The organism is Caulobacter sp. Root1455, assembly GCF_001426905.1.
Taxonomy (GTDB): Bacteria; Pseudomonadota; Alphaproteobacteria; order Caulobacterales; family Caulobacteraceae; genus Caulobacter.
This window is the reverse complement of the sequence record NZ_LMFQ01000010.1, coordinates 37,795-64,567: the sequence shown is the minus strand read 5'-3', so window position 1 is coordinate 64,567 and position 26,773 is coordinate 37,795. Positions and strand designations below refer to the sequence as shown.

Annotated in this window: 29 protein-coding genes; 12 read left to right on the top strand and 17 right to left on the bottom strand. The window is 64.8% G+C overall.

Features of this window, described 5'->3' with window-relative positions:
- Positions 1-638 precede the first annotated feature (638 nt).
- Positions 639-1,154 carry a helix-turn-helix domain-containing protein gene (locus ASD21_RS07135; RefSeq protein ID WP_327019754.1) on the bottom strand — a complete coding sequence of 172 codons (516 nt, stop codon included), beginning with the start codon at positions 1,152-1,154 and terminating at the stop codon, positions 639-641.
- 656 nt (positions 1,155-1,810) lie between these two features.
- On the opposite strand from ASD21_RS07135, the gene ASD21_RS07130 reads away from it, so the two are divergent.
- The 3 genes from ASD21_RS07130 to ASD21_RS07125 all read left to right on the top strand — a co-directional run bounded on the left by ASD21_RS07130 (position 1,811) and on the right by ASD21_RS07125 (position 3,361).
- Entirely contained in the window at positions 1,811-2,182 is a 372-nt protein-coding gene (locus ASD21_RS07130; protein WP_056438760.1) for a DUF3768 domain-containing protein, read from the top strand.
- 76 nt (positions 2,183-2,258) lie between these two features.
- Positions 2,259-2,450 carry a hypothetical protein gene (locus ASD21_RS23260; protein WP_012275053.1) on the top strand — a complete coding sequence of 64 codons (192 nt, stop codon included), beginning with the start codon at positions 2,259-2,261 and terminating at the stop codon, positions 2,448-2,450.
- Positions 2,450-3,361, top strand: coding sequence for a Fic/DOC family protein (locus ASD21_RS07125; RefSeq protein ID WP_056438757.1), 912 nt, complete (start codon positions 2,450-2,452; stop codon positions 3,359-3,361). The genes ASD21_RS23260 and ASD21_RS07125 overlap by 1 nt, the downstream gene beginning before the upstream one ends.
- 197 nt (positions 3,362-3,558) lie before the next feature.
- Here the strand turns inward: ASD21_RS07125 and ASD21_RS07120 are convergent, their stop codons facing one another.
- A complete protein-coding gene (locus ASD21_RS07120; protein WP_056438754.1) occupies positions 3,559-3,780 on the bottom strand; it encodes a hypothetical protein in 222 nt (73 codons plus the stop codon).
- Between the two features lie 386 nt (positions 3,781-4,166).
- Between ASD21_RS07120 and ASD21_RS07115 the strand changes: the two genes are divergently transcribed.
- The 7 genes from ASD21_RS07115 to ASD21_RS07090 all read left to right on the top strand — a co-directional run bounded on the left by ASD21_RS07115 (position 4,167) and on the right by ASD21_RS07090 (position 10,056).
- Positions 4,167-6,158 (top strand): ParB/RepB/Spo0J family partition protein, encoded by a 1,992-nt coding sequence (locus ASD21_RS07115; protein ID WP_056438751.1) that lies wholly within the window; start codon positions 4,167-4,169, stop codon positions 6,156-6,158.
- A gap of 437 nt (positions 6,159-6,595) precedes the next feature.
- On the top strand, positions 6,596-7,582 hold the full coding sequence (locus ASD21_RS07110) for an ArdC family protein (RefSeq protein ID WP_082554664.1): 987 nt from the start codon (positions 6,596-6,598) through the stop codon (positions 7,580-7,582).
- Positions 7,583-7,610: 28 nt separating this feature from the next.
- Complete coding sequence (locus ASD21_RS25025) at positions 7,611-7,736, top strand: hypothetical protein (protein WP_268761074.1); 126 nt, start codon at positions 7,611-7,613, stop codon at positions 7,734-7,736.
- Between the two features lie 80 nt (positions 7,737-7,816).
- Positions 7,817-8,026, top strand: a complete 210-nt coding sequence (locus tag ASD21_RS07105) for a hypothetical protein (protein ID WP_056438748.1) — start codon at positions 7,817-7,819, stop codon at positions 8,024-8,026.
- Complete coding sequence (locus ASD21_RS07100; RefSeq protein WP_056438745.1) at positions 8,023-8,787, top strand: ParA family protein; 765 nt, start codon at positions 8,023-8,025, stop codon at positions 8,785-8,787. Before ASD21_RS07105 ends, ASD21_RS07100 begins: the two co-directional genes overlap by 4 nt.
- A gap of 12 nt (positions 8,788-8,799) precedes the next feature.
- Positions 8,800-9,759 carry a ParB/RepB/Spo0J family partition protein gene (locus ASD21_RS07095; RefSeq protein ID WP_056438744.1) on the top strand — a complete coding sequence of 320 codons (960 nt, stop codon included), beginning with the start codon at positions 8,800-8,802 and terminating at the stop codon, positions 9,757-9,759.
- Positions 9,760-10,056, top strand: a complete 297-nt coding sequence (locus ASD21_RS07090) for a hypothetical protein (RefSeq protein ID WP_056438741.1) — start codon at positions 9,760-9,762, stop codon at positions 10,054-10,056.
- On the opposite strand, the gene ASD21_RS07085 is transcribed toward ASD21_RS07090, so the two are convergent.
- Positions 10,015-10,398, bottom strand: a complete 384-nt coding sequence (locus ASD21_RS07085) for a MerR family transcriptional regulator (protein WP_056438738.1) — start codon at positions 10,396-10,398, stop codon at positions 10,015-10,017. The two genes, ASD21_RS07090 and ASD21_RS07085, sit on opposite strands and share 42 nt — an antisense overlap.
- A gap of 416 nt (positions 10,399-10,814) precedes the next feature.
- Here ASD21_RS07085 and ASD21_RS07080 point away from each other — a divergent pair, with 416 nt between their 5' ends.
- Both ASD21_RS07080 and ASD21_RS07075 read left to right on the top strand, forming a co-directional pair.
- The gene (locus ASD21_RS07080; protein WP_056438737.1) at positions 10,815-11,327 is read left to right on the top strand and encodes a MobC family plasmid mobilization relaxosome protein; all 513 of its coding nucleotides are present in this window, start codon (positions 10,815-10,817) and stop codon (positions 11,325-11,327) included.
- Positions 11,324-12,388, top strand: coding sequence for a relaxase/mobilization nuclease domain-containing protein (locus tag ASD21_RS07075; RefSeq protein ID WP_200941405.1), 1,065 nt, complete (start codon positions 11,324-11,326; stop codon positions 12,386-12,388). The genes ASD21_RS07080 and ASD21_RS07075 overlap by 4 nt, the downstream gene beginning before the upstream one ends.
- A 46-nt stretch (positions 12,389-12,434) precedes the next feature.
- On the opposite strand, the gene ASD21_RS07070 is transcribed toward ASD21_RS07075, so the two are convergent.
- The 14 genes from ASD21_RS07070 to ASD21_RS07010 all read right to left on the bottom strand — a co-directional run bounded on the left by ASD21_RS07070 (position 12,435) and on the right by ASD21_RS07010 (position 26,484).
- Positions 12,435-12,842, bottom strand: coding sequence for a helix-turn-helix domain-containing protein (locus tag ASD21_RS07070; RefSeq protein ID WP_056438734.1), 408 nt, complete (start codon positions 12,840-12,842; stop codon positions 12,435-12,437).
- 17 nt (positions 12,843-12,859) lie between these two features.
- A complete protein-coding gene (locus ASD21_RS07065) occupies positions 12,860-14,350 on the bottom strand; it encodes an LPD7 domain-containing protein (protein WP_056438733.1) in 1,491 nt (496 codons plus the stop codon).
- An 18-nt stretch (positions 14,351-14,368) separates the two neighbouring features.
- The gene (locus ASD21_RS07060) at positions 14,369-16,318 is read right to left on the bottom strand and encodes a type IV secretory system conjugative DNA transfer family protein (RefSeq protein WP_056438730.1); all 1,950 of its coding nucleotides are present in this window, start codon (positions 16,316-16,318) and stop codon (positions 14,369-14,371) included.
- Positions 16,284-17,291, bottom strand: a complete 1,008-nt coding sequence (virB11, locus tag ASD21_RS07055; RefSeq protein ID WP_235523783.1) for a P-type DNA transfer ATPase VirB11 — start codon at positions 17,289-17,291, stop codon at positions 16,284-16,286. Before virB11 ends, ASD21_RS07060 begins: the two co-directional genes overlap by 35 nt.
- Positions 17,288-18,520, bottom strand: a complete 1,233-nt coding sequence (gene virB10 / locus ASD21_RS07050) for a type IV secretion system protein VirB10 (RefSeq protein ID WP_200941404.1) — start codon at positions 18,518-18,520, stop codon at positions 17,288-17,290. The genes virB11 and virB10 overlap by 4 nt, the downstream gene beginning before the upstream one ends.
- A 2-nt stretch (positions 18,521-18,522) precedes the next feature.
- Entirely contained in the window at positions 18,523-19,374 is an 852-nt protein-coding gene (locus ASD21_RS07045) for a TrbG/VirB9 family P-type conjugative transfer protein (RefSeq protein WP_056438727.1), read from the bottom strand.
- A complete protein-coding gene (locus ASD21_RS07040) occupies positions 19,371-20,051 on the bottom strand; it encodes a virB8 family protein (RefSeq protein ID WP_056438725.1) in 681 nt (226 codons plus the stop codon). The genes ASD21_RS07045 and ASD21_RS07040 overlap by 4 nt, the downstream gene beginning before the upstream one ends.
- A 363-nt stretch (positions 20,052-20,414) precedes the next feature.
- Positions 20,415-21,365, bottom strand: coding sequence for a type IV secretion system protein (locus ASD21_RS07035; protein WP_056438721.1), 951 nt, complete (start codon positions 21,363-21,365; stop codon positions 20,415-20,417).
- 15 nt (positions 21,366-21,380) lie between these two features.
- Positions 21,381-21,611 carry an EexN family lipoprotein gene (locus tag ASD21_RS23850; protein WP_156390604.1) on the bottom strand — a complete coding sequence of 77 codons (231 nt, stop codon included), beginning with the start codon at positions 21,609-21,611 and terminating at the stop codon, positions 21,381-21,383.
- Positions 21,611-22,354, bottom strand: a complete 744-nt coding sequence (gene virB5 / locus ASD21_RS07030; protein WP_056438719.1) for a P-type DNA transfer protein VirB5 — start codon at positions 22,352-22,354, stop codon at positions 21,611-21,613. Before virB5 ends, ASD21_RS23850 begins: the two co-directional genes overlap by 1 nt.
- Positions 22,354-24,756: a VirB4 family type IV secretion/conjugal transfer ATPase gene (locus ASD21_RS07025; protein ID WP_056438716.1), complete on the bottom strand. Its 2,403-nt coding sequence runs from the start codon at positions 24,754-24,756 to the stop codon at positions 22,354-22,356. Before ASD21_RS07025 ends, virB5 begins: the two co-directional genes overlap by 1 nt.
- Positions 24,749-25,084 carry a type IV secretion system protein VirB3 gene (locus tag ASD21_RS07020; RefSeq protein ID WP_056438714.1) on the bottom strand — a complete coding sequence of 112 codons (336 nt, stop codon included), beginning with the start codon at positions 25,082-25,084 and terminating at the stop codon, positions 24,749-24,751. The genes ASD21_RS07025 and ASD21_RS07020 overlap by 8 nt, the downstream gene beginning before the upstream one ends.
- A 59-nt stretch (positions 25,085-25,143) precedes the next feature.
- On the bottom strand, positions 25,144-25,485 hold the full coding sequence (locus ASD21_RS07015; RefSeq protein WP_235523782.1) for a TrbC/VirB2 family protein: 342 nt from the start codon (positions 25,483-25,485) through the stop codon (positions 25,144-25,146).
- 354 nt (positions 25,486-25,839) lie between these two features.
- Entirely contained in the window at positions 25,840-26,484 is a 645-nt protein-coding gene (locus ASD21_RS07010; RefSeq protein WP_056438712.1) for a lytic transglycosylase domain-containing protein, read from the bottom strand.
- Positions 26,485-26,773 lie beyond the last annotated feature (289 nt).

Sequence of the window (26,773 nt, the reverse complement as noted above, 5' to 3'; positions counted from 1 at the left end):
GCGACTATTCGATAATTCGCGTCTAGTTCGAACGGGCCGCCTGTTAGAAAACAAGGGTTTGCGCCGAAAATCAGTCGCGCTTATTTCGCTCTACGACACTGTGAGATTCCGCAATCTCGAAGGCCATCCCGTGCCGCGTTCCGAATGCGCTGACTCGGAAGCTTGTCACGCCAAGGCCCCGCAGGAGAGACGACAGAGCTACCGTGCCGGTGACGACGCGTTACCTACCCGACACCTAAAGCCGGGGCCACAAAGTACGCGCTGGCGACTGCAGACGCTGGAGAGCGCTTCTGGCTCTATCGCGATGGGGATGGCGAGGATCCAGCGACGGGCACCCAGCGCTGATTCATCAGAGGGATCTTCGCGTGACCGCGCCCTATGTCGAACTGCAGTGCGCGTCGCACTTTTCGTTGCTGCGCGGCGCCGATCTTTGAGGGCAGCGCGACATTTGTACGCTGAGCAACGCCAAGGGCGAAGCGACGATGTAGCGCGCCGAGACCCCCAGCAACTCATCATGTTCGACCGGCCAGCTGGGTCACCTAAGCTGCGTCCCCATCGTGTCATCACGCGGCGCGAAGGCAAGATCGCGTGACCAGAAATCTAGCGCACTCAGGGCCAGGCGGACCCGGCTTGGACGCTTAGTCGTCGGTTTCGGCCATGGCCATGGCCAGGCTGACCAACTGCCGACGTAAAGCGGGCGACATCACTGCGAAAGCCGCCACCAATTCGTGGGCGCCGCGCTGATTTAGGAAATCGGTCAGGCCGCCGGCAATGGGGCCACCGCCGACTGGCGTTTCCAAGCCTTCGAAGAAGGACGCCAGCGGCGTCTCCAGCTTCAAGGCGATCTCATAGAGCTTGGATGAACTTACGCGGTTAGACCCCCGCTCATACTTCTGGACCTGCTGAAAGGTCAGGCCCAGCGAGTCCGCAAGCTCAGACTGTGAAATTCCCAAAGCCTTGCGCCGCGTCCTGATCAAGGAGCCCACATGTAGATCGACATGGTGGGGCTGCGCGCTATTGGCGCCTTGGGGCACAAGCTTCTTCATTTTGTTGGTCTTGGCTCGATAGGGATAGCGGGACTGTTCGTAGGTAAGTCGCTGCGGCCTATTCGTCGAGCGCAGGGATTGGCGGGCGCCACCGTGAGACCAGATCAAGGTGCTCCTCTCCCCGGGTCGAGCGAGCAACATTGAGGCGGATGTAGAGTCCCTGGGCGCTGTGAGATCGCACCGCAGCGTCCCATTGCTGGCGGGCGTCCAGGAGACTGCCCACGGCTCCGCAGCACATCACCTGCGGGGTTGTCGCACGCCAGCGCACGTAGACGAAGTTGCCCGCCGTTGAAGGCAGCTGCGCAGGATCTTCTATGAGCCTGAAGCGGTAGATCGCGCCTGAGGCGCCGGGGAGGTCGAGATGGTCTTGCACCTTGGCAGCATAGGCCTTGCCTGCGGAAAATTCACGAGTCGACTACGCCGATGGTGGTCTCACAGTGCCCCTGTCTTCAATTGACGCCTGGATCGCAATGGGCCCGATCCGGTTGGGGGCTGAACCAAAAAGGGGGGAGGTCTCCCCCTGAGCTTGAGCCATGGGGCTCAATCTACCCCCTCTGCGGGGACACCCCGCAACGCCCCGTTGGCTAAGGGGCCTCGCCCCTCGCGCGCGGAAGACCGGCCTTGGGGTTTCCCCAACCTTCCGCCGTGGGCGTGCAGGTCGGGCGATCCCCCTCCCCTCCCCCGGTCATCCGCTTGCTACCCCCGCCTCGCCGGCGGGCAGGGGTTGATGCGCAAGGCATCGAACCCGGACGGAAGGATCGACCATGACCGACAATCCCCTCTTCGCCAGCCAGGCCGAACGCACCGCCGAGACGGCGCGGCTCAATGATCTGGCCCGCGCCGCCCCCAAGAGCGTCAACGCCGTGTGGTTGGCCACCAGCGGGGTCGCCGCGTTGATCGCCGAGGCGCCCAACGCCCAGATCACCCTGGCGCGCGCTCTGGCCGGGTTTTCCCAGTTCGACGCCGACGACGATCCTTACGGCGAGCGCGATTTCGGGGCGTTCGAGCTTTGGGGCGAGCAGCTGTTTTGGAAGATCGACTACTATCATCCCGACCGTGATGAGCACTCACCTGTCAAGTGGAGCGCCGAGCTGACGCGCCGCGTTCTGACCATCATGCTGGCCAGCGAGTATTGACCGGGCGGGCCAGTCTCCTGGACTGGCCCCCTCCCCTTCCCGATGCTATATTGAGGGCGTTCGAAGGAGTTTCGCCATGGGCCGTTGGTCCTCATCCGACCCCGCAGACGTGGCTTGGCGCCGCGAGCAGATGAGCGCCAACAACGACATCGAGGGCGTGCGCCGCGATCCGCAGGCCGACCAGCTGATGGCGCGCCTGGACGCCGAGGGCAAAACCCCTGCCCAAAAGCGTGACGCCCTGCGCGGCTACTTCGCCCAGAAGGCTTAGTGAGCGACCGAAAGGCGGCCGAGCGCGCCGCGTTCGAGCGGGTTTTCTACCCAGACAGCCGCGTTCTCGTAAACGAGCTTGGCCTGCGCGACGCGGCCTCGCTCGATGCGGCTGAGCGCCTTTTCACCGATACGCGGATCGAAGAAGGCATGCCTGCTGCGGCAGCCGAGCCGACCTATGCCGGGTTCAAGGCGATCCACCACCATCTCTTTCAGGACCTCTATGCGTGGGCCGGGCAGGAGCGAACCTATACGACGGGTCGCGGCCCCACCCCGTTCGCGCCGCCCGAGCAGATCGGCCCCTGGATGGAAAAGCAGTTCGCGGCCTTCCGTGCGGCCGGCGAGTTGAAGGGACTAGGCGCGGAGGCCTTCGCGACGCAGGCAGCCGAGTTCATCACCGAGATCAATGCCGCCCACCCCTTCATCGAAGGCAATGGCCGCGCCCAGCGTGTGTGGCTGGGCGGGGTGGCCGAACGGGCCGGCTTTGAATTCAAGATCCGGCCCGAGGACCAGGCGGCTTGGTATGAGGCTTCGCGCATCGGGTTCGAGGCCGCCAACACCGCCCCGATGGCCGAATTGATCCTGGCGCGGATCCAGACCTTACAGCTGGTCGAAAGCGGTCGCGGCCCTGAACGGGCCGCGCAGTTTCTAGCGATGAGCCGTGAGGCGGCCTTGGCCAGCGGCGATGGAAGTTTTCAGGCGGCGTGGGCGAACCTGGACAAGATCGCCGCCGTCGTCGGCAGCGCCATGGCCCATGACACTGATGCGCAGGCTCGTTTGCTGGACAAGGCCCGCCACCAGATGGCCGAGCATTTGCGAGCCGGACGCGCCATTGTCGAGGTCAGCAAGGAGCAGGCGTGGCGCAACGCCTCGCAGGACCAGGCCCCCTCCCCTTCCGACAAAGACCGCTAGACTCCGCCTGGGCCAGAAATCCACGGGGATGGCGGGCTGAGCGGCTCCCCCACAGAGCAAGCGAAGACCGCCAAGGCGGCAGCGACTTAAGCTGCCGCCGCGCGCGGTGGAGTTGTGGCCGTTTAGGTCGCGCTGAGTTTGCACGTGCAAACTTTGGGATGCGGGGCGGCGCGGAGCGCCTGCAAGCCTGGAGCTTGCTAGCCGCCTACGGCGGCAGGCCCCGCCGGGTCTGGGCGAGGGATCTGGCCGATTAGGTTCGCGGCGCGCCAAACCTCGACGATGTCGGCGCTGTCGTGCTGGCCCAACAGGGCTAGGGCATGCCTTCGCGCCTGGTCGTCACTTCCGAAGGCGGCGACGTCCATGAAGAGCGTCGCGCCGGCCGTGGAGTTTTCAAGGAAGGTGTAGGCGTCGTCACGCATTGGTCGGCGGAGCCCTCAGAGCCACTCGGTGCGATCAAGCCAAGAATGCCACGGCGACGCTTGCGTTCCAAGCCCCTGGCGGGCGCGGGGCGTGGCGGATTCCTTGCGGTAGTCGGCTTTGCGTCTCGCTTGGCGAGACTGATCGAACGCTGGCCACGCGGCGTGGCGTGTTGCTAAGGGGCGGTCGCCCCTCGCGCCCGGGGGGTAAAGTCTGCGCTGCGCTCCGACCGGACGGGGGGTGTCCCCAACCTTCCCTCGCTGCGCTCAGTGCAGGCCGGGTGATCCCCCTCCCCCCGTCCGCCCCCCAGTTGCTACCCCCAGCCTCGCCGGCGGGCAGGGGTAGATGCGCAAAGCATCGACCCCAACCCCAAGACGGAGTTCAACCGATGACCGTTCGTGAAATCCAACTCTCCAAGCTGGTCCTGTCGCCCAACAACATGCGCCAAGGCGAGGTGGAGATCGGCGATCTAGTAGCCGACATCGGCGCTACCAAGACCGTGCTGCAAAACCTGCGAGTCACCGCCCAGCAGCAGAACGGCAAGGCCACGGGCAAGTTCGAGGTTCATGTCGGCGGGCGGCGTCTGCGGGCGTTGAACGTCTTGGCCCAGCGCAAGGACATCCCTCGCTCGTTCCCGGTTCTTTGCGTGGTCTGCGCTGACGAGACGGCTGCGTTGGAGGAAAGCATCGCCGAGAACGCCGTGCGGCTGGCTCCGCACCCGGCTGACCAGTTCGCCGCCTTCCATGCCCTCAGCCAAACTGGAAAGACCGTCTCGGAGATCGCAGAGCGCTATTCGATCGCGCCTCGGATCGTCGAGCGTCGGTTGAAGCTGGCCACGGTCTCGCCGCGCCTCATGACGCTGTTTCGCGCCGATGAGATCAATCTGGATCACATGGCGGCCTTTACCCTGACCGACGATCAGGCGGCCCAGGAAGCGGCCTATTTCGACTTCCCCGAACACGACCGTCAGGCCTACCGCGTCAAGCAGCGTCTGGTCGGCGGGCGGGTCAACAGTCAGAACAACGCCACAGCCAAGTTCGTGGGTCTGGATGCCTATCGCGCGGCCGGGGGCGAGGTCAGTCAGGACCTCTTCGCCCAAGCCGATGACGCTGGGTACATCACCGACCTGACGCTGCTGGAAAAGCTGGCGAGCGAGGCGCTAGAAGCCGAGGCAAAGGCATTGCGGCCGGAAGGCTGGGCATGGGTCGAAACCACCTTGAGCTTCGACTACAGCCAATCGCAGAGCTACGGCCGGGCCTACCCTACGGTGGCGCCCTTGACGCCCGAGGCGCTCGGCGAGATCGGGCTGCTGACGAGCGAAATGCAGATATTGGAGGCGGTGGACCCCCAGACCGACCAGACCATGGAGCGCGTGAGCGCGATTGAAGATCGCCTATACGCCTTGGAAAGCTCCGGCGAGGAGGTGTATGCGCCCGAGGTCAGGGCGATCACCGGCGCCATCGTGACCATTGCCGACGACGGCTCGCTTCGGATCGAGCGGGGTTGCGCCAAGCCGGGCGCCGATACCAAGGCGCTGCGCAAACTGGACGGCAAGGCGACGCAGGGCGGTTCGTCCATCACTCGCGAACGGGCCAAGAAGCCCGCTGGCGCCCTGCCCGACAAGCTGGTGCTGGACCTTACCGCCCACCGGACGGCGGCGTTGCGCGCGGCCTTGATCGAGCGTCATGACGTGGCCTTCGTCGCCGTCGTCCATTCCCTACTGCTGCTGACCCACTATGGCGCGGGGCATCGCTCGGCGCCCGCCTCGACCATCGAGCTTCGGGCCGATCTGTCGGCCAATCATCCGCGCAAACATGCCCAGGGGTTCGAGGCCAGCAAGGCGGGTGAGGCGCTCAAGCACGTTCAAGGTCGGATGATGCTGCTGCTGCCGACCAGCCACGCGGACCTGTGGTCGTTCCTCATGGCGCGCGAGCCCGATCAGCTCATGGAGCTTGTCGCCTACGCGGCGTCTCAGATGGTCGATGCGGTCAAGCAGCCGTTCGATCGCGAGAACAGCGCTCGTCAGGTAGCCTCCGATCATCTGGCCAAGGCTCTGGGTCTGGACATGACCCAATGGTGGGCCCCGACGGCGCAAGGCTATTTTGGCCGGGTGTCCAAGTCGCTGATCGTCGCGGCGGTGGAGGAGGCGACGACCGCCCAGGCGGCTGAGAACATCGCCAACCTGAAGAAGCAGGAGCTGGCGGCTGAAGCCGAGCGACGTCTGGACGGCAAGGGCTGGCTGCCGACCCTCTTGCGTCCGCGTGACATCGTCCAGGACGAGGACGTCTTGGAAGACGAGGCCTTTGACGCCGAGGGCGAAGGCGATCTGGACGAAAGCGCGCCGTGGGATGAAGGCGAGGTCCCGATGGCGGCCGAATAGTCTCTAACGCCGGGGCTTGGTGCCCCGGCGCCCTTCTCCTGGAGCCGGTTTGTACGTGCAAACCGGCTCTCTGCTTTCTGGATGTCGGGCACAAGTTTGCACGTGCAAACCCGCGCGAAGCGGCGCGGGCCTGCGGCCCGCACTCCTTGCATTCGTCTGGCTAAGGGGCCTTGCCCGCTCGCGCGGGGCGGTAAAGTCTTCGACCCGGGGCGAGGGTGTCCCCAACCTTCCTCCCGTTGGTCGTGCAGGTCGGGCGATCCCCCTCCCCCTCCCCGGTCGCCCCTTTGCTACCCCCGGCTCATTGGCGCCGGCCTAGCCGGTTGGATCGCGAAAGAAGCGAGCCAACCCAAGCCGACAAAGGGGAAGAAAACATCTTTATCTTCTAGCCGTAGAAAACATAAAGATGTATTCTTGAGCCTTAGAGACGGAGCCCGGAAATGACCAAAGCCCCCACCTCCAAGAGCCGCAAGACCGTCGCCGCCAAGGCCGCGGCGGCCGAGCGCTTCGACATCCATCAACACGTCACCGACCAGATCATCAAGGCGCTAGAGGTCGGGACCAAGCCGTGGGAGCAGCCCTGGCGCTCAGCGGGCGGGCCGATTCGCCCCCTGCGGTTTAACGGCGAGCCCTATCGCGGGATCAATGTCGTGATGCTGTGGGGCGCCAGCCAAGAGCGCGGTTTTGTATCCCCCTACTGGATGACCTTTCAGCAGGCGCTGGAACTGGGCGGATCGGTCCGCAAGGGCGAGCGCGGCAGCAAGGTCGTGAAAGCCGGACAGAGCGTATTCGGCGACCAGGATGCGCCGCACCAAGGCGACGGGGAAGACGGCGCAACCGTTCGCCGATGGCTGAAGGCCTACACCGTATTCAACAGCGAGCAGATCGATGGCCTGCCCGAGCGCTTCGCCGTCAAAGAGGCCCTGCCCGGTCCCCTTCCCGAGCGGCTCGCGGCGGCCGATGCGTTCTTCGCCAACATTCCGGCCAAGGTCATCAACGGCGGGGACGGGGCTTTCTACCGGATCAGCACGGACGACATCCACATGCCACCGCTCGAGCTTTTCAACGACGCCGAGCTTCATGCGGCGACCCTGGCCCATGAGCTTGTTCATTGGACACGCCATCCGTCCCGCCTGGACCGTGACTTTGGCCGCAAGGCGTTCGGCGATGAGGGGTACGCCAAGGAGGAATGTTGCGCGGAACTCGGCGCGGCGTTCGTCGGCGCGATCCTGGGCCTTCGCCCCTCCCACATCGAAGACCATGCGGCCTATATCGGCTCGTGGCTCAAGGTGCTGAAGGACGACAAGCGGTTCATCTTCACAGCCGCAGGCCATGCCCAGCGCGCCGTCGATCTGTTGGAGAGCTACCAACCCGGCGCGGCCCTAGCCGATGCTGATGGCGCCAGCGCTCAGGAGGCGGCCGCTTAGGCGGCCGCCCTTGCTGGAGGATCGACAAATGCTTGTCGCCCTAATGGTGTTCATTGCCCTGGCCCTGGTCGGGCGGGTTTCCCGCCCGCCCGATGACCAGGGCGCTTGGCTGCTCTGGCGAGAAAATCAGGAGGACCGCCGCGATGACGGCTGAAACCTCTTTATCTTTTGACTATGCTGAATCACAACGACTCGGCCGCCTTCGGCGGCGCGGTCTTGGGGGTTTAGCAAGGCATGGAAGTGAGCGACGAGGCTGGCGAGTCCATGTTGAACATGAAGGTCCCAACGGCGCTTCGCGACGAGCTGAAGAAGCAGGCCGCCGAACAGGGCGTGACCCTGCGTGTGATCGTGCTTAGGGCCCTGAAGGCGGCAGGCTTCACCGTCAACGACCACGAGCTGGCTGATCGGCGCCCCGAGCGTTCGGGCAGGAAGAAAAGCGCATGAAAACCATCGTCGTGAACAACCAGAAGGGCGGCGTGGGTAAGACCATGTTGGCGATCCATCTGGCGTGGTTCCTGGCCGAGGAAGCGGCGACCCGCATTCTGTTCGTTGACCTAGACCCCCAGGCCAACGCCAGCCACACCCTGGCCGCCGAGCGTCAGGGGGGCTTAAGCAGCGCCCTCTTTTTCGGTCCTGACCTGACGCTCAAAGGCCTGCCGGGCGTGACGGTGCTGCGCGCAGACGACAAGCTGCACAATGTCGATGGGCTGTTGAACGAGGCCATCCCGGCGATGGCCAAGCGGTTCGCCGCGCTGAAGGACCAGTTTGATTACTGCGTGATCGATACGCCGCCCACCTGGGGCGGTCGCAATTTCGCGGCCCTCCTGGTCACCGATCTGGTGATCTCGCCCATCGATCTGGAAGACTATTCGCTGTTGGGCATCGGCAAGCTTCGCAAGCAAATCAAGCTGGTCGAGGACCAAGCGCGCGGCGGCCGACGCATCGATTTCCTGGGCCTGCTGCCTTCGCGGTTCGTCAGCACCTCGCCGCGCCAACGCGAGAACCTCAAGACCCTCCTGACCCAGGGCGGCACCTCGCTGATGTTCGACGGCGTGCTCACCCAGCGCCAGGGCTACGCCGAGGCCGTCAGCCTGAAGGCTCCGGTCTGGACGATCAAGAAGAAGGCCGCCCAAGACGCCGCAAAGGAAATTCGCGGCGTGCTCGGGACCATCAAGGGCCGCCTGTCGGCCGCTGTCGCCGCGTAGAGGATCATCGCCATGACCACCAATTTCGCGGCGCTCGTGGGCGGCCTGGTCGAGGACAGCGGAGAGCCGGACGGCTCGCGCCTGAAAGAACTGCCGCTGTCGGAAATCTACGAGGACCCCAACAATCCGCGCACCGGTTTCGACGACGGGCAACTCGCCGACCTCGCCGCCTCGATGCGCGAGCACACGGTGCTTCAGCCCATCACCGTGCGCCCCAAGGACGAGACCGGTTACATGATCCGGTTTGGCGCGCGCCGCTTCCGAGCCGCGCAGCTGGCCGGGCTTGCGACGATCCCGGCGGTGATCACCACCAGCAACGCCAGCGAGGTCGATATCCTGGCCGCCCAGGTCATCGAGAACGACCAGCGTGAGCCGCTCAATACCGAGGAGATGACCACGGCAGTCGCCCGTCTGATGGGCCTGGGGCTCAATCAGCAGCAGGTCGGCGAAAAGCTTGGTCGGTCGAAGGAGGCCATCTCCATCTATGCGGCGCTTCGGGACCTGCCGCCCGAGCTGAAGGCCCTGGCGTCGAAGCTGGGCGCGCGGACGCTCTACGAGCTGTCCATCGCCTGGAAGCGCGACGCTGCCTGCACCCTGGCGCTCGTGAGTGAGCGCGGCGATACGATCACCACGCGCGAGGCGGTGGCCTTGGCGGCCGAGCTGAAGCCCGCGCCCAAGGGCGGGAAGGATACCCCCGCCGCCGCGTCGGTTAAGGGCAAGGCAGCAGGGAAAGCCGGGGCAGGGGAAGGGAGTTTGCACGTGCAAACCGAAACACCGGCCGACGGCATTGCGCCCAAGTCCGGTGCTAGAGGCAAGCTCGCCGGGTTTGACGTGAAGGTCGGCAGGCGCACGGGGCGGCTGCTCTTGGAGCCCGGCCCCAATCCGGAGACGGCGCTGGTGGCTTTCGATGGCGGCACCACCGAGCCGACCGCCGTGGCCGACATTCGGCTGGTGAGGGCACGGAGCGCGTAGTTGGATCTTCACGGCATAGGCCGCGCGGCTCTGCGCGCGATGGTGACGGGGCTGCGATACGCGGCGTTCTTCGTGATGCTCTATTGCCGGGGCGTCGTGCAGTTTGTGCTGCGCGGCTACGTGGTGCTGGGTGCCCTGGCCTTCATCGGATTTGCGGTCTTTCGGGGCGGGCTACCTTGGTACGCTTACGCCTACCAAGGCGCTTCGGTGTTCCTGGCCGCGCTGGCCAGTTGGAAGTACGACACCTTGCTTGGCCTACTGACGCCGGATGGCCGTCGCCTGATGCTGGACGTCTAGCGCCTCGTCGGTCACCAGCAGTCCGACCAGTTCGGCGCGGGTGGCCTTGAGCTTGGCGATCACCGCGTCGATCTTGGCGATGCGGCGGCCCTGCAGATCGCTGATCGGCGCGCAGTGTTCGGACGGCTGATCGTCGATGCGGTCGAGGAAGGTACGGATTTCTCCGGTCGTGAAGCCGAGGTCGACCAGGACGTTGATGCGCCGGGCGAGCGGGGCGGTCTGGGCGGCGTATCTGGGTTGGCCTTGGGCGATCGTGGCGGGGCGGATGAGGCCCTCGCGTTCGTAGCGGCGCAGTTGACGGGGGGTGAGTTGAGCGAGGCGGGCAAGATCTCGAATTTGCAAGGGACGGTCTCCGGTACGCACTTGGCCGGTTAGGCACGGTTTCGTTGTCGGCAGGGTGTAGGCCCGCCTGAACCCCTGCCCGCCGGCGAGGCGGGGGTAGCAAGTGGGGTGCGGCCGGGGGGAGGGGGATCACCCGACCTGCACTGAGCGCAGCGAGGGAAGGTGGGGGAAGCCCCCCGGCCGGTCGCAGCGAAGCGGAGACTTCACGCCCCGCGCGCGAGGGGCAAAGCCCCTTAGCTCTTTCTTGATAGGGAGCCTCAAAGGCAACTTTGAGGCGAAAGTAGATCTGCAGTACACGGCGCGAATCTTGGCCGTAGATGCGAAGAATCGTGGGAACGTTGTGAGGAGCGTATGTCAGATGGGGTTGAGGGCAGGATAGGCTTTGCGCCGGCGTTTTTATAAATTACGCTCCGCTGATGGCCATGTTCGCGTTCCAGCTCCCGGACGACCTCGCCGCCAAGTTCGACGCGCTGGCATCGTCGGGCCGGTCCAAGAAGCTTCGAGACATGGTCGCCCAAGCGGTCGGTGAGAGCGCCTCCGGCTCTGGCGTCGCGCCACGCGGCCAGTCGACCAAACTGACCCTTCGCCTGAAGCCCGACGACCAGGTCGCTCTAGACGACGTGTCCGGCTCCGACGGCCTTCGTCGTACCGAGTGGGTCCTGGCGCTCTTGCGCCGGCGGCTGTTCGGGCGGCCGCGCTTTAGCCGTCGTGAGGAGCTGGCCTTCTACGCCGTGCAGGAGGAGCTGCGGCGGATCGGCGTCAACGTGAACCAGATCGCGCGGGCCATGAACACGGCGGTGATGCCAGGCTCAGTGCTGGATGCTGAGATGTCGTCGATCGAGGCGTTTCGCAGCGAGATCCGCGAGCATGTCCGCGGCCTCTCCGAAGCCTTCAAGGGGAACCTTGCCTACTGGGAGGACGAGGCATGAGCGACTTTCGCGATGTGGGAGGGTTCGACCAAGTCTGGCGCGCGCCGGCAGGCGGTCGAAAGATCATCGCCAAGGGCAGCGTATTGGGCGGGCCGACGAGTGGGGGAGGGGAGGCCGACGCGAAGGCCAAGCTCGCCCGCGTCGTTCAGAAGGCGCCGGAGGTGATGGTCAAGATCACCGGCAAGACCAAGGACGGCGAGCACCTTGGCGCGCACCTAGATTACATCTCTCGGAAGGGGGAGCTTGATCTGGAGCAGTCGGACGGCGCGTTCGTCCATGGCCGGGATGGCGTCAAAGAGCTGGCGCTGGATTGGGCGGCGTCGGGCGAAAGCGACAGCCGCCGACGCGCCAACAGCACGATGTCGGTGTCGATCGTGCTGTCGATGCCGGTGGGGACCGATCCCGAGCGCATGAAGGATGCGGTCCGCGCCTTTGCCCGGGCCGAGTTTGGCGAGACCTATCCTTATGTGTTCGCCTTCCACCAGGACGCCAAGGGCGAGCAGCCCCACGTTCATCTCAGCGTTCGATCGCTGGGGGTTGGCGGCGAGCGGCTCAATCCCAAGAAGGCGGATTTGGCCGATTGGCGTGAGCGGTTCGCCAGCGAACTTCGTGGGCGCGGGATCGAAGCGGAGGCAACACCGCGCCGCGCGCGCGGGATCACGCAAAAGCCCGAGCGGACACCGGTGCGTAAGGCGCGCGAGCGCTTCGAGCGGACGGGCCAGAACGAACCCCGGGTTCTGCGGGAGGCGCGGCGGGAAGCCGAGAGCCTAGCGCGCAGCGGAGGAAAGGCTCAGCCTTGGGACGACAGCATGCGCCAACGTCAGGCTCAGGTGCGTTCGTCCTATAGGGCCGCGGCCAAGGTGCTGGAGGCGTCGGTCGATCCGCGTGACCAGGCGCTTGGTCGTTCGGTGGAGGCGTTCGTCAAAGCCATGCCGGCTCCGGTCAGTCGGCGTGTCACGCTGGCCAGGACGCTGGTTGAAGGCGGCAAGCAGATCGAGCCTGCCAAGGCCGTGACTGAAAAGAGCCGAGGCCCAGGCAAGGATCGGTCGCGAGGTCGCTAGCTTTGCACGTGCAAACTTGTTCAGCGGACGCCGGCGGACGAGGTCCTTAGACCTCGTCCTGGATCGTCGCGTTGATCAGATCGGTGATCAGCTTGCGGCGAGCTGGAGGAAGCCGGCGCCAGGCCAACAGCAACGCCATGGCCCGCGTGTCCGCCGCCAAGGCCGCTACTACCGGGTCAAGCGCGCCGGCCGGGCCCGCGAGCAACTCGGCGATCTCCGAAAAGAAATACTGGATCGGCACTTGGAAAAAGAGCGCCGCCTCCGCAAGCTTGGAGGCGGAGACCCGGTTGTCTCCGCGCTCATATTTTTGAACTTGCTGGAAGCTGATGCCGATCGCCTCACCGAGCGAGGCCTGGCTCAGGCCACGCGCCTTACGGGCCTGGCGCAGCTGGCGACCAACGCTGACATCGATCGGATGCGGCGGGTTGGAGTTTGCACGTGCAAACTCGTTCAAGGTTGAACCCTTCACACCTACCGTCCCCTCGTTCGTTCCGGCCCAGATTTGGAAGGCGATGGCTGCGCGGTAGGATGCGGCATCCGATCCGTATTGGACTGGTCCGCCGAACGCCCGCCAGGCTCTCGCACCTTGGCGGCCTCAAAGCGCGCGCCGCGCTCGATATGGTCAGCGATCTTTTCCTTGGCGCCGGCGATCAATCGGTCCTGCACAGTTGGGTCGGCATGACGGTCCTTAACGATCGCCGTCACGACCGCGAGCCGGCTTTGAGCCGCGTTGAGTTCAGGGTCCTTGGCCGCTTGGCCGGGGCTTGCGGCGCGAAACCGATCAGCGTCGATGGACCACTTGTTGCGGGGCACTTCTCGCTGCTGAAGTGAAAGTTCGCCTGAGACCTTGTCGCGAACCTCCAAGGTTCGAATGACCCGCTCGACGCCGTCCCGCCGCAGTGTGATCTCCTCGCCGGTCGCGGCGCCGGACTTCTCCAGAGCCGCCGGCAAACCGACGCCCCAAACTTCCACCTGCCGTCCGCTCGCCAGTTCCACCCTAACGAACGGCGTCAGTTCCTGACCAGAGCGATGACGGTATGGCGCCTGGCCACTCTCGAGCAGCTTACCCGTGACGCCCCTATCGTAATCCAGCCGTTCCTGGACGGGCTTTGGCGCGGGGGGCGGTTCGCCGCTGCCGCCGGTCCGGCCGGCTGCATCAGGGTCCTGGGGCGCTCTGTCGCGCGCCGGCGACACCGAATTGGTGTCCCGGGCCGACAGGCGGCTACCAAGCTCTTGGAGGTCCCGTTCGGTTGGCTTGTAGCCACGCACCTCCAAGCCTTCGGCGCGGGCCTGCATCCACACCTCCCGCCGGAAGGCGTCTTCGCCGCGAACGTCGATGGCGGTCCAGACGCGATGCTCAGCGATGGCGACCAAGTCCTTGATCACCTCGGCGTTCGTCTGGCGCGCCAGGAGCTTGTCGCCTGTGTCGCGGAACGCGGCCTCCTTGCCCGTGGCGTCGGTGAAGAACCGGACCTCGGGCGCAAACTGTGGCTCTTCGGTCAAATAGCGGCGCTTGACAGCGTCGGGGACGTCGCCGCGCTCGACCGAGAAACGGTGAGGTCCGTCATCGTTGGCCGGGGCCGGTTCGGCGGTGGCTTCGGACGGGGGAGGGGAGGGGGCGGCCTTGTCAGGTTCTGGGGTTTCGGCCTTGCTGTTTTGAAGCACGGGCTCGGCGGTCAGGGGGCGCTCGGTCTCGTCTTCACGCCGCAGCCGGGCCTCGGCCAAAGCGATGCCGATGCGCTCGGCCTCGTCGATCGAGCGCTCGTAGGCGATATCCTCTGGCTCGGTGGCGTAGTCGCTGGCCCGCTCGACAGGCAACGGCAAGTCCAGTTCAGCGGACGGCGAGATGGTGTTTTCCATCTCGGGTCCCGCCGCGCTCGTCGCTTCGGCAGGTGCCAGGTTTGGCGGCGGCGTGATCGCGGTCACGGGAGCGTCGGCAGGGGTGTCGATGTTATCGGCCATGGCGGCCTCCTTTGCGCGTTAGCGTTCGATCGCTTCTTCCAAGAGCCCCGAGTTGATGTAGCGGTTGATCCAGTCTTCGGATTCCGCCTCGGTGGCGCCGGCCGGAAGGTCGTCCATGTCGATGGCGTCCAGCTCCAGCGAGATCGCGCCCAGGTCCAGCTCCGCGTCGCCGGCGGCTTCGCTCACGGTCAGGGCGCGCTCGACCACGCGCGCGTGGATCTCATTGACGGTTTGGCTGAGGGCCGCCAAGTCGGCGGTGATGGCGTCCAGGCGATCGTCCGAATTTGCGGGTGGCTGTCCGGCAGGCCCGGCCGACGCCAAGGGCGTGATCGGCGGAGGCGGCAACAGGCGCTTGGTGAAGTCGGCGTTCTTGAAGAAATAGATCTTGGAGGCTCGAATGGGCGCGATGCCACCGCGCATGATGATGAGCGTGTCCTTGCTCATCTGGATCAGCTCCTGGGGAAGCATCAGCGCCCGGCGTTGGTCGCTCTCTGTCGTCGTGCGCTTGCCCTCACCCAGATAGGTCGGCCGCGACTTGGAGCGTCCCTCGAACGTGTAGTAGCCGAGGCGCTCGGAGAGGTCCTGGGCGACCTTCAGTTCCTTGGGCGTGAAGACGACCTCGACGCCGCAGTTGGTCATGATCTCGTCGGCGACGTCGGGACCGTATTCGGCGCGCAGCTGAGAGGGACTTTGGAGGACCGGCAACAGGCGAAGGCCGTAGCCGGCAACGTAGGAGAACCCCTTGGCGATCACGGAGGCGTGCCCGATCCGGGCGAACTCGTCGAGAAGGACCAGGACCTGGATGGGGTGGCGTCCGCCGCCCGGCAACTCGCGCGTGTTGAGGTCCACCAGTTGCTGGAAGAAGAGATTATAGAGGGGAGCGACCCGGGCCATGTTGTCGGGCGTGACACCCAGATAGATCGAGATCGGCTTGGATCGCAGATCACGAAGGTCAAAATCGCTGGCGCTGGTGGCTGCATCGACCCGCGGATTGAGCCACAGGTTCATGCGCGAGGTGATAGTCTGCTTGATGGATGCGAACGTGTTGTCGGACGCGGAGCAAAAGTCGTTGAGCGCGTTGACCGCCCCGGGCGACAGAGCGTCCTTGCCGCCGGCGCGGGCCTCGACCAGGGCGGGGAACTTGACCTTGGGATTGCCGCCGGTGAGCTGCCGGTAGATCTCACCAATCGTGAACGGCAATTGCGGGCTCTCGGCGACATAGGCCCCGACCCCGACAAAGCCTGTCCGGGCGGCCTCCGACCAGAAGGGATCGCCTTTATCCGGCGTAGGAAAGAGCATGGTGGCGAGCTTTTGGAGCTCGTCCAAGGTGTCGATCGCGCTCGTGCGGTCGATGTAGGCCAGCGGGTTATAGCGGGCCGTGCGGCCCTCCGGATCGAGCGGATCGAACATCAGGACCTGCTGACCATGCTTGGCGCGAAAGCCGGCCGTCGCGTCCCAATTCTCCTTCTTGATATCCAGGACGACGACGCTGTCGGTCCAGTTCAGAAGGTTTGGGATCACCACGCCGACACCCTTGCCGGTGCGGGTCGGCGCATAGAGCATCACGTGCTCATTTCCGCCGAAGACCAGGTATCCAGCGCCCTTGCGCCCGAGGATGATCCCTTGCTTGGCGCGCAGGCCCTCGCGCCGGATTTCGCCCTCATTGGCCCAGCGCGCGGAGCCATGCAACGGCCGGCGGATGCGCAAGCCCGCCATCGCCGCGATGATCAAGATGAGCAATCCAGATCCCAAGGCTGAGACCTTGAACCAGAGCTGGACCTGGAGATGGCCGCGATAGACCCAGAGCCAGCCAGGCACGGCCGCGAAATCGACGTTCGCGCCAAGGCGTCCAAGTCCGATCAGGGTCCCCAGCGTGGTGAGCACCGCCCACAGCACCAGCAGCAGGAGCGCCGAGGCGACTAGGATGGCGGCCTTACCGGCCGGCGTGGCGCTTGCGAACCGGGTCATAATAGAGCTCCGTCATTCGGAAACGGCCGTCCACCTTGCGCATCTGGACGACGACATCGACCAGCAGGTGGAGAAGGCCACGGATGTCATCGCGGGAAAGATCGCGGCCGCCTTCGGATTCCTTGACCAACAGGGTCAGCTGTTCGAAAGCCAAGGCAGCGGAGTCGGCGTGGACGGTTGTGATCGAGCCGGGATGACCTGAGTTGACGTTGCGCAGGTAGAAGAAGGCAGTGCCGTCGCGCAGCTCTTGAAGCAGGATCCGGTCGGGCCGCATGCGCAGCGCGCTTTCCAACAAGTGCTTGGGCCCGATCTTGGCCAGGCCCTGTTGGTCCTTGGAGTAGGTCAGGTGGACGACGTTGCGATGGGGAACCGTCAGCTCGCGGGTGTCCTCGATCGTCAAAAGCCGCTCGTGGTCGGGGATCAGCCGAACCAGGCCCTTGCTGAAGGTAGTTTTGCCCGAGCCCGTGGCGCCGCTGATCAGGATGTTTTTTCGGGATCGGACCGCTAGGTCGAAGAAGGCCGGCCATAGGCGTTCGTCGCGCAGGCGAAGCAGCTCTTGTTCGTCATCGCCCAGGGCGTCCGAGGTCAACATGGTCTCCTCGAAGAGACCCGACGCGGTGAAGTCGTCCATGCCGAAGGTCACCGTGGAGGGTTTGCGGATGGTGATCGACACCGTGCCCTCGGGGACGGCCGGCGGCAGCACGATTTGGCAGCGCTCGCCTTGCGGCAGGACCGTCGAGCAGATCGGGGTCTCGGCGTTGACGTCCTGGCGTGAAAAGGCAGCCGCCGCGTTGGACAGGGTGGCCAACCAGGTCGAGGTCAGCTCTGGAACCTCGAACCACGACCACCCCTTTGCGCCCTCGACGCCCACTTCCCCCGGCCGATTGATCACCAGCTCGGTGACGTCGGCGGGCTCGAGAAGACGCTGCAGCGGCTGCATGTAGTGCAGCAGGACCGAGCTGTCGGCGATCATCGCGCCTTCACGCCGTAGACGTCAGAGAAGTCGAAGTCCTGAGCGACCATGATCCCGACGTCCTCGCCCTGGTTCTTGCGCAGGATCGGTGGGATGTTGATCGAACCCTCCAACGCTGTGTTGGCGACCTCGGAGGGCACACGGGCGGTGTTTTGATAGTTGCGGCCGTTACCGGCCGTGGCGGCATAGACGCCGTCGTCGACCAGAGACAGTAACAACGCTGCGCCAAAACGCTCGAAGAAGCGATTGTCGATGTCGCCACCAAAGCCGCTGCGTCCCAGGGCGTCCGCGCCCGGCGAAGCTAGATCGATGGCGATCCCGCGTGGCGTGACGGCCCGGGTCCATAGGATGAAGAGCCGACGCTGTCCGCGCTGCATCCCGCCGCGATATTCGCCCAGGACCTTGGTGCCCTTCTCCAACAGGACCACTCGGCCGTTGTCGGAGAGCACATCGCGCGGGATGATGCAGGTGGTGTAGCCTGGCAACGAGGAGTCCATCGCCGTTTGCAGGACACAGGGGATCTGCGTGCCGGCCAGGATCAAGTAGTTGCGATCGCCCAGCACGGTGGCGCGCGCCGTGGTAATCGCCGAGCCACGTCGCAGGTTTTCAAGTTCGGTCGCCTGCCGGGCGGGCGCGCCTTGCGCGCTGGCGAGGATGGCTTCAGCCCCACCAGCGGCGCCGCCGGCTGGGGGCGAACCGCTATGGCTGAAGGCGACCAGCGGGGCGCGGCGGGTGGGGTCCGACAAGCTTTCGCGAGGAGCCGATGCGCTGGAGGCGGAGCCGCCTGCTCCGGCGACGGGCGCGGGCACGACCTGTCCAGGCGCGAGGGGTTGGCCAGTCGCCGGATCGATAGCGCCGGCGGCGAGTGTCGGTGCGGGCGGGAGCGGAGCTGTATCGGTCGGGGCGACCTGGTCATAGCGAACCGTTTGCCGGGCCGGGTCCTTGGGCTTTGTCGGCTTGGCGTCGCCTCGATCCCAGGTGACCCCTATCAACAAGGCCGCCACGCCGACCATGCCAGCGATCCCGGCGATCTTGGCTTGTGGAGTGTTCATGCGGCCGGCGACGGGCGAGATCCCCCGTTCGCCCGGGACGCCGCCGCCTTGATCGGTCGAGCGAGGTGCGGCGCTGTGTTCCGCGGCCGCACGTCGCCCTGCGAACGGGTCGGCGGGCGATGCAGCTTGCGCATCAGGCGCAGTGGAACCGGTGCTGGTGTCGTGGTGATCAGTCATCGTCATTGACCCGTGCGAATGGTGCGATCGACGTTGGCGGAGGCCGTGCCCGTGCCGTGGGTGACGCCGTAGGGCGTGACGGCCTCGTTGAAGATGCAGAGCACCTCGCGGCCCCGGCGCAGGACCAGCTTGGCGGCGACGGTGTGCAAAACCACGAACTCGTCGCGGACATCGAACGGCACCTGGCTCTCGGATCCGTCCGGCAGGGTCATGAAGAAGCTGGGCAGCTCCTGGTTGGCCGGGAAACGCAGCACGGTGAACTGGCCGTTGTCGGAGACTTCAGACGGCTGAATCCGTGAGGAGCCTTGGACCGTGTAGTTGAGGTTTCTTGGGCCCTCGACCACAGCGTGGTCCAGCATCAGGCCGGTGCGAGCGCCCTCGATGGCGGCGGCTTGGCCAACGATGGTCCTGGCGAGGGCCGCGCGCTCGTCGTCGGGATATCTGAACCTGACCTGGAAATAGGTGTCGGCCGAGGTGGCGGTGATCGGGCCCGAACGGATCCCAAGTTCGAAGGTGTAGTTGCGCAGTTCCGAGCCACGACGGGTCGTGACGATCAAATTGGTCGGCATGCCCTTTTCGCGCGGCTTGACGAAGAGGATGTTGGTCTCTGCCGCGACCTCCCACGACACCGTATCGCCCAGGGCCACGTGCTGGATCTCCTCGCGCGGGTCGAAGACGATCTGGGTGGCGGTTCGGAATGTGCCGATGATGCGATAGACCTGCCAGGGGTCGTAGTTGACCCATTTGACCCGAGGATCCGACTGCCCCGCCTTGGGGACCTCAACCGCCGCAGCGGCTCCTGCGAAGGAAAAGAAGGCGACGCCGGCGCAGGCGGCGAGCAGGCACGACCTCATTGGGAAATCTCCGGGTCGGCGCGATAGCTGTCGACCTGGAACCCGAGCGGGTTGCGGATGCGGTCTGACTCAAGCATCGGCGCCTTGGTGTAGGCAAAGGTCAGGGTGGCGATCCAGTCGGTGGTCTTGACCTCTTGGCCGAGGCGGACCGTCTTGGAGAACCTGACGTTGGCGACCTTGTCGTTGATGAAGGTGATGTTGCGGATCAAGACCGTGGCCGAGCCAGCAGCGCCAACGACGACCTGTGGGCTCTGGGGATTGGTCGCTCGATAGAGGTCGGCCCAGCGCTGTTGTTCCTCCGGGGTCGAGAGGATCGTGACGAACTGGAAGTTTTCTTGCGCGGCCGGAGGGAGGTAGCCCTCCCGAGCCCGGACGTACTGGGCGAGGAAGGATTTGCTGACCGCTTCGTTATAGGTGACGCCCCGTTCGCCCGTCAGGCCGGTCATGACGTCAACCGAGCCGGTCGTCTGGTTCACCCGAACGACGTAGGGCTCGACGGACTTCAAGGGCGCGAGCGCCGCGACAGCTGTCGAGGCGGCGATCGCCACGGTGGTCGCCAGGATGGCCACGGTCCAGGCCACGCGCTTGGACCGTTCCGCCGACTTCAGACGGTCCTGATCCCAGCGCCGAGCCTCGTCAAAATAGGCCTTGAGGTCATTTGACGCCACGCCCGTCATCCCAGCACCTCCTGGCAGCTGGGGTACTGGCCGGGCGCGAGGGCCGAGACCTTCTTGGTTCTGCCCTTCCTGGCGGGAGCCGGGACCGAGGTTCCGGATATCGACGGAACGATGGTGCTTGGCGCCGGGACACGGGCCGGGCGGCCATCTGGCCCGGGCGTGGGGGGCGCGGCGATTGGAGCCGTGACCGCGGCAACCGTCGTTCCCGGCAGGACCGATCCGTTGGGATTGGCCGGCCGGCGGCTATGTCCGCTGCAGGACTTGGGCTTGCCGGCAATAGCGGCCGAGTGGGAGCTGAGAGCGATCAGGCACGCCGTCAGGACGATTGGACGAAGCATTCGCGGATCTCCAGATGACGCGGGGCTACCGGCGCGGATGGCCGTTGCGGGACGAGCCGGATGAGGATGGAGCGACCGAGCCGCCGCCGCGTCCGTTCCCGCCGTTGCCGGTGGGAATGGATTTCACGGGCTGGCCAGAGGTCATGGCGCGGGCGGCATTGGCGAAATCGCCAAGGCCTGCTGCGGCGCCGCCCGCGATGCCAGCTGCGATATTTGGGGTCTGCAGAAAGAAGATCATGCCCAACGCAGACAGCGCGATGAACAAAAGGCCGCCGGCCGTAGGATCCGCCTGTCCGTCGATGTTCGCCCACTGGCCTTCGACCAAGCCGAGAATGAGCTGAAACACGGTGATGATCAGGGCGAAGAGGACGAGATAGTTCACGCTCTGCTTCAGCCAGCCGTAGAAGAACTGGCGGGACTGTTCGAACACAAGGAGGGCGATGAAAATCGGGCCAAGCGCGACCAAGATCGCTAAAGCAAGCTTGGCAAGCATGACGATTCCAAAGCCTAGCGCGGCGGTAAGGGCGGTGACGATCCACACTGCGCCGCCGGTCACATACGGGCCTGGGTCGGTCATCGAAGCTGTCGAGAAAATCTTGGTTGCGAGGTATCCCCCGCGATTGAAGAAGCCGTCGAACGCACCACCAACCCCAGGGGTGGGACTGCCGCTGATCGCCTCGGCCAACCAATTGGGCAGGTCTGTAAAGAGCGGGGTTGTGACGAAGGCGTTGTAAGCCACTGTCGTCGCAATGGTGTAGATAAAGCAGAGCTTCACGAGCCTGATCACGCCGTCCATGATCGGTTCGGTGATCGACCCTCGGATGATGGCCCAGCCATAAAGCACCACGTAGAGGACGAGGGCGATGCGAAGCGGGCCGGCAACGTGGGCGATTACGTTGCTCAGACCGTCGTGCAACACGGCCTCGAGCCGGGTATCGACGTAGTCGTAGGACGGTCCGAATATTTGTGCCGGCATGTCTGCGTCCCCGCCCTAGAAGCCGCGCCGGTAGTCGTTCATCGTCTTGAGTTTGCTCGCCTTTTCCGTGGAGGCCTGAGCGTTCTTGCATTCAGTTCCCCGATGGCTTCCGGTCTGGCAATTCGACAGCACGGCCGACCGCTCGGAGGGATTGGCGTCGAAATACGACACGGACCGCGGCGCAGGCTGACAGCCTGCCAAAACGCTGGAGGCCACCGTTGCGGTCAGGATGGCAAGCTTCCGCATCAGAAGCCTCCTTTGTAGTCGGCCATTGTCTGCTGGTACTGCGCGGCTCTTGCTTCCCGGTCGCGCTGATCCGCCATGCGCTTCTCGGCGTCCTGTATCATTGCTAGGCCCTGGAGTTGCATCTGGTCGTTGTTGATCATCGCCTGTTCGGCTGCGATGCGGGCCTGCAGGTCCATCACCTCCTTCGGCGTGGACGCGGTGTTCAGCGCGAGGCGCAGTTGATCCAGGCCAGCCTGGCGCTGCCCAGCGGCCTTGTAGGCGCTCTCGCCCAGCGCCACGTCGCGAGCCGCCCGGTCGCCCGATTTGACAAGGGCGTCCTGGTAGTAGCGTTGGGCGAGCGACAACCCCTCAGTGGCCGGCGTAAACAGTCGATTGGCGTCGCGGATCGAGGTCGCCCGCGATCCGATCGAGCCCATGTCGGTGAGCGTTCCGTTCAGGAGCTTTCCAGTGTCCTGAACCTCAGCTGGCAGATAGCGGCGAAGCGCCGGGTTGTTCAGCACGCCGCCCAAGCTGTTGACGTTAGTCAGCCCGGTCATTCCGGCGTAGAGGCGCTTGCCCTGATCGACCATCTCCGCGCCCTGGCGGACTTGTGTCTGCAACTCGGCGAGCTGGGCGCGAGCCTGATTCAACTGCGAAAGCATCCGCGTGTAAGCGCCGGGGTCGGTCACGACCATCTGAGCACTGGCCGGCGCTGCGATCGTCGCGGCAGCCAGGACGAAGGGTAGAAGAAAGCGCGTTCTCATCAGGATCTCCGTCGTTCTTGTTGAAAGGCTGGGCTCCAGTCGACTGGATCGTCACCGTGCGTCGTGCGGATCCTGTCGAGCAGCTCGACGGTCTCGGTTCGGCCAGAGAGGATCGAAAGGGCGTCGTCCAGACCGTCGAGGTTCAGTTCGACGACAACCGAGTTGTGGCCTTGCTTGACGAGGAACCGCCGGGACTCGGGCGAAAGCTCCTCGCGGATCAGCCGGAACTCCTCGTTGGTGAGGCCAAAGCCGTCCACGTAGTCCCGCGCCTGGCCGTAGGGATTAGGCAGGAAGATCTTCGTCGGACATTGCTCGAGGATAGTGTGGGCGATCTCAGAACGGAGCACGTCGGCCGGACTTTGCGTGCCGAACACCATGAAGGCGTTCTTCTTGCGGTAGGTTTTCAGTCCGTCCTGGGCGAGGTTTCTGAAAGCCTCGTCGCCCAGAGCCTTCCAGAACTCGTCGATATCGACGACCAAGCGTCGCCCGTCGACCAGGCTTTCTAGCCGATGGATGAGATACATCATGACCGGCGTGCGGACCTCGGCGTTGTCGAGGAAGTCCGTCATGTCGAAGCCGAGCAATTTCGCGTCGAGCCCGACCTGATCGGCGTCGCCGTCGAGCACCCAGCCAAGCGGTCCCGCGCGCGTCCAGCGTTCAAGCCGGGCGCCGATGCCTTCAGCGTCCCGCTGACCAAGGAGCTGGCGCAATGCGGTAAGGGATCGCTGGTTGGGGGCGAGGGGTTCGAGCGAGGCGACGCCGTCGCTGATCAGGCGCTCCTCCTGGACCGTCAGAGCCCGATCAGCAGGCGTCACCAGTTTACGCACGAGCTGGGTGAGGAAGACGACGTTTCGCGGTGTGAACTCCAAGGCGCGAAACGGGGCAAAGCCGGTTGGCGCGCCGTTTTTCAGAGTCAGGTAGGTGCCGCCCGAAGCCCGCACGAAGATCTCAGCGCCCCGGTCTTTGTCGATGAAGACCCGCTGCACGTCGAACTTCTCCAGCTGGGCGAGCATGAAGTTTTGAACGACCGTCTTGCCCGAGCCCGATGGGCCGCAGATGAAGGTGTGGCCCAAGTCGCCGACGTGGAAATTGAAGTAAAATGGCGACTTGGCCGACGTCCTGAGAAGCGCGACGGCAGGGCCCCAATGGTTTCCCGCAGCCTGGCCCGATGGGTAGGTGTGGAAGGGGGCCAGGGCGGCGAAGTTGCGCGAGTTGATCGCCGCCGGCCGGCAACGTTTGGCGAAATTGCCTGGGAACTGCGACCAGAACGCCGCTTCAAGCGCAAGGTCCTCACGAGCGACCACCAGGCCTGAATCCGCCAGGGTTGCGCGTGCGGCCGACATGTTGTCGGCCAGGGCCTTGGTCGTCTCGCCATAGACAAGGAGCGAGAACTGGTGCTCGCCCATGACGAAGCGATTGCTCACCAGATCGTCGATCGCGTCATCGAGACCTTGCACCTGAGAGGCGGCCCGGTCGTTGGAGCGGATTAAAAGGTTCTGCTTTCGCTCCATGACGGCGCGCGCAGACGCCTTGGATAGGAACGCGAACGATTGAGTGGCGACGAAGGGATAGGGCGAGCGAAGCAGCCCGTCCCACAGGCCAGGCCGGGTGGTCGCGGGGTACTCCTTGACCCCGAAGATCCCTGCGTATTTTTCGTCGCCCGGTTCTCTGATCTCGAGCGCCTCGCGCCCGAAGATCACCCGCGCGGTGTAGATTGCCGCGCCGAGGTGTCCGCGCACCAGGGGGATGCGTTGGCGCCGGCCGGTGAGCACCAGATGCAACAGTTCCATCGGCTCAGAGAAGGCCAGACCGTTGTGGTCGTAGAGGCCCAGGAGCCGGACACCGTATCGACCAAGGTACTGAAGGAGATCGCGAGCCTTGTCTTCCAACAGACGGATCGCATCTTCATCGACCTCGAGCCCAGCTTTACTTCCCGCACTCAGCCGGTGGAGGAGGGCGCCCAGCTTGTCGCCGACATCTCTTCCCGGATGAAGGGTCAGGGTGATGTAGAGGTCATTGGTGAAGAGGCGAGTTGCACCCACGCGGGCGCGATAGGCGGCGTCGAGATCCCTGGCGAAGTCGGAGGCGAACTGGCCCTCGGGATAGCCTCGATCTTCATGCCGCACGACATGGTGCCAGATGGCCAGCCGCTCGTCGGCGATGTTGCGCCAGGCGTTGTTCAACTTGGCGTGCCAGTCGTTCAAATCTCGCACGTCAGCGGTTTCGAACGAGGCTCCGTCGAGCTTGAAGCAGACCATCATCGCGCGGGTGTCGAGCGCGACCACATGGTCAGAGACGTGGCGCGCATAGGGTAGATTGGCGCCGGGCTGAGGTTCGCGCCTCAAGACCATCGGGCCAGCGATAGACGCTGGACCTGTTCGCTTTGCAGCGCCGCTATCCATTGGGGAAATCCTTGCCGGAGTAGTGGCGCACGACAGGAAGGGGCGAGTGCGAACTGCCGCCCCACCAGGCGCGATTTCGGGCCCGGCCCTTGGTTTCGAGCCACATGAGAAGGACGCGAAAGGCGTTGTGGTCGTGCTTGACCACGGCGCGGAACAGAAAGTGCAGCGCGACGCCCACCGACAGGTAAGCCAGATTGTTGGCGGCCAAGAAGATCGTGCCGCTCAGCATGACATTGAGCGCCATGGCTTCGACCGGCACGCCCAGCACCATCGCCGGCCGCGTGCAGGCCAGGAACAGCGTGTCTTCTGTAATGTATTCGTCCTGCATGAGCGTGACCGCTCGGTGCGCACCTGCCCCCCAAAGGCGGCGCGCCGGGCGAACGGGGCCTAGGCCCCGCTCCCCGTGACCATGCTGACGATCTGGGCGGCGCCAAATACGACGACCATGCCAACGACGACGATTGCCATCCGGCGGAAGTCGAAGATGCCGAACATCGCCAGGATGCCCATGATGATCACCGCCAGGATCGCTAGCAGCCGCGTGGTGTTGCCGGTGAAGAAGTTGACCACGTTCTGGAGAAGCGTTTCGACGCCGACCGATTGAGCCGCGGCGGGCTCGACCAGGCCAAAGGCCAAAACAATCGCGGCCAAAGCGACAGCGCCGGCGCGCCGGTTCGTAAGCGTTGCCGGCGCAATGGCAGGCTTAGTGATGGCTTGGGGGCTCATCATGGGGGAGGGGCTCCTGTATCTCCGTTTCGAGGATTATCGAGCCACGGTATTGATAGGCGGCGCGACAATGGGCGACCGCAGCGGACAAAGATTTGTACCGCTTCGGTTGAGCAGAGCGGTAGACGGCGACCAAGTGTTCGCCGACCTTCCAACTAAGCTTGACGTACATGGACCATGTGCCGTCACTCGCCTCGACGATCCGAACGGCCACGATTGCTCCGCCGCTCGGGCGTAGGCTCGTGAGAAGTCGTTCGCGGATCGTCCGATCGGACATTCGGGGTTCCCAAGCTTTCTGAGGAACCCAACATATGTCGAGAGGACGGCAGCGGTCATTACGGATGATGGCGTGGAGGATCACTGTCCGCCCCCGCCGAAGACGACGATGGTGCGCGAGGCGCCCCTGGCGAAGACGTCGAGCGATGGTTTGCTCGCCGTCTGTTCGCCCCCGCCGATGTTCTCAGCGGCGGCCTCGACCGCCGCTTGCAGCGCAGGCGGCAGGGCTGGCTTTATCCCGCTGGCTCCGCTGATCGCGCCAGGCGAAAGCTTGATGGCCTCGGCCTCTACCTTGGCTACGTAGCCGTTGAGAAACCCGCGCCGATGATTGCCGGTGTTGTAGGCTGAGAAGGCCATCCTCAGCGCCTGTTGTGCGGGAGCGAGGCGGGCGGCCGCGACGTAGTTGGCCTGTAGGAGCGTTGCGGACGCCGCGAGGTTTTTACAGGGCTCAAAGGCGTCGGCGACCGTCAGGCCGAGCGGGGCCAGGTTCCTGCTGTTGATCTGCGCCAAACCCAGGTCGAGGTTTTGGCCTTGTGCGATCAGCCGTTCGGCCGTGGCGATAGCTTGTTCGCGACTACCGGCCGGGGGCGGATCCGGCGCGCGGTTCACATTGATGGCGAGCGGATTTCCGCGACTTTCGACCTGAACGATGCTGACCATCGTCATCGGAGCGATGGTCGGCGCGCAGCGCTGGGCAAGCTCGAACAGCGCGGCCAGGTCAACCATGGGCCATACTCGCCGGGCCCAATTCCACACTCGCGGATGCAGAAATTGCGCTGGCGGCGGCACGCAATCCTGACGTGAACGTCAGGTTTGGTTGTTTGGCTGCGGACACGCGACGCTTCATCAAACGCTCACTTGAAATGTCGCATAAGGAAATAAATGCGACATGGAAAGACACGGTGACGCTCAAGTAGCGCCATCAGGGATGGAGCCGCTGGAACGAGCCACTCCACCTTGCGTAGCGTTTGCGAGTGAAGGCAAGCAGAGCCATTGGCTTTTTTTAAGCGGGGGG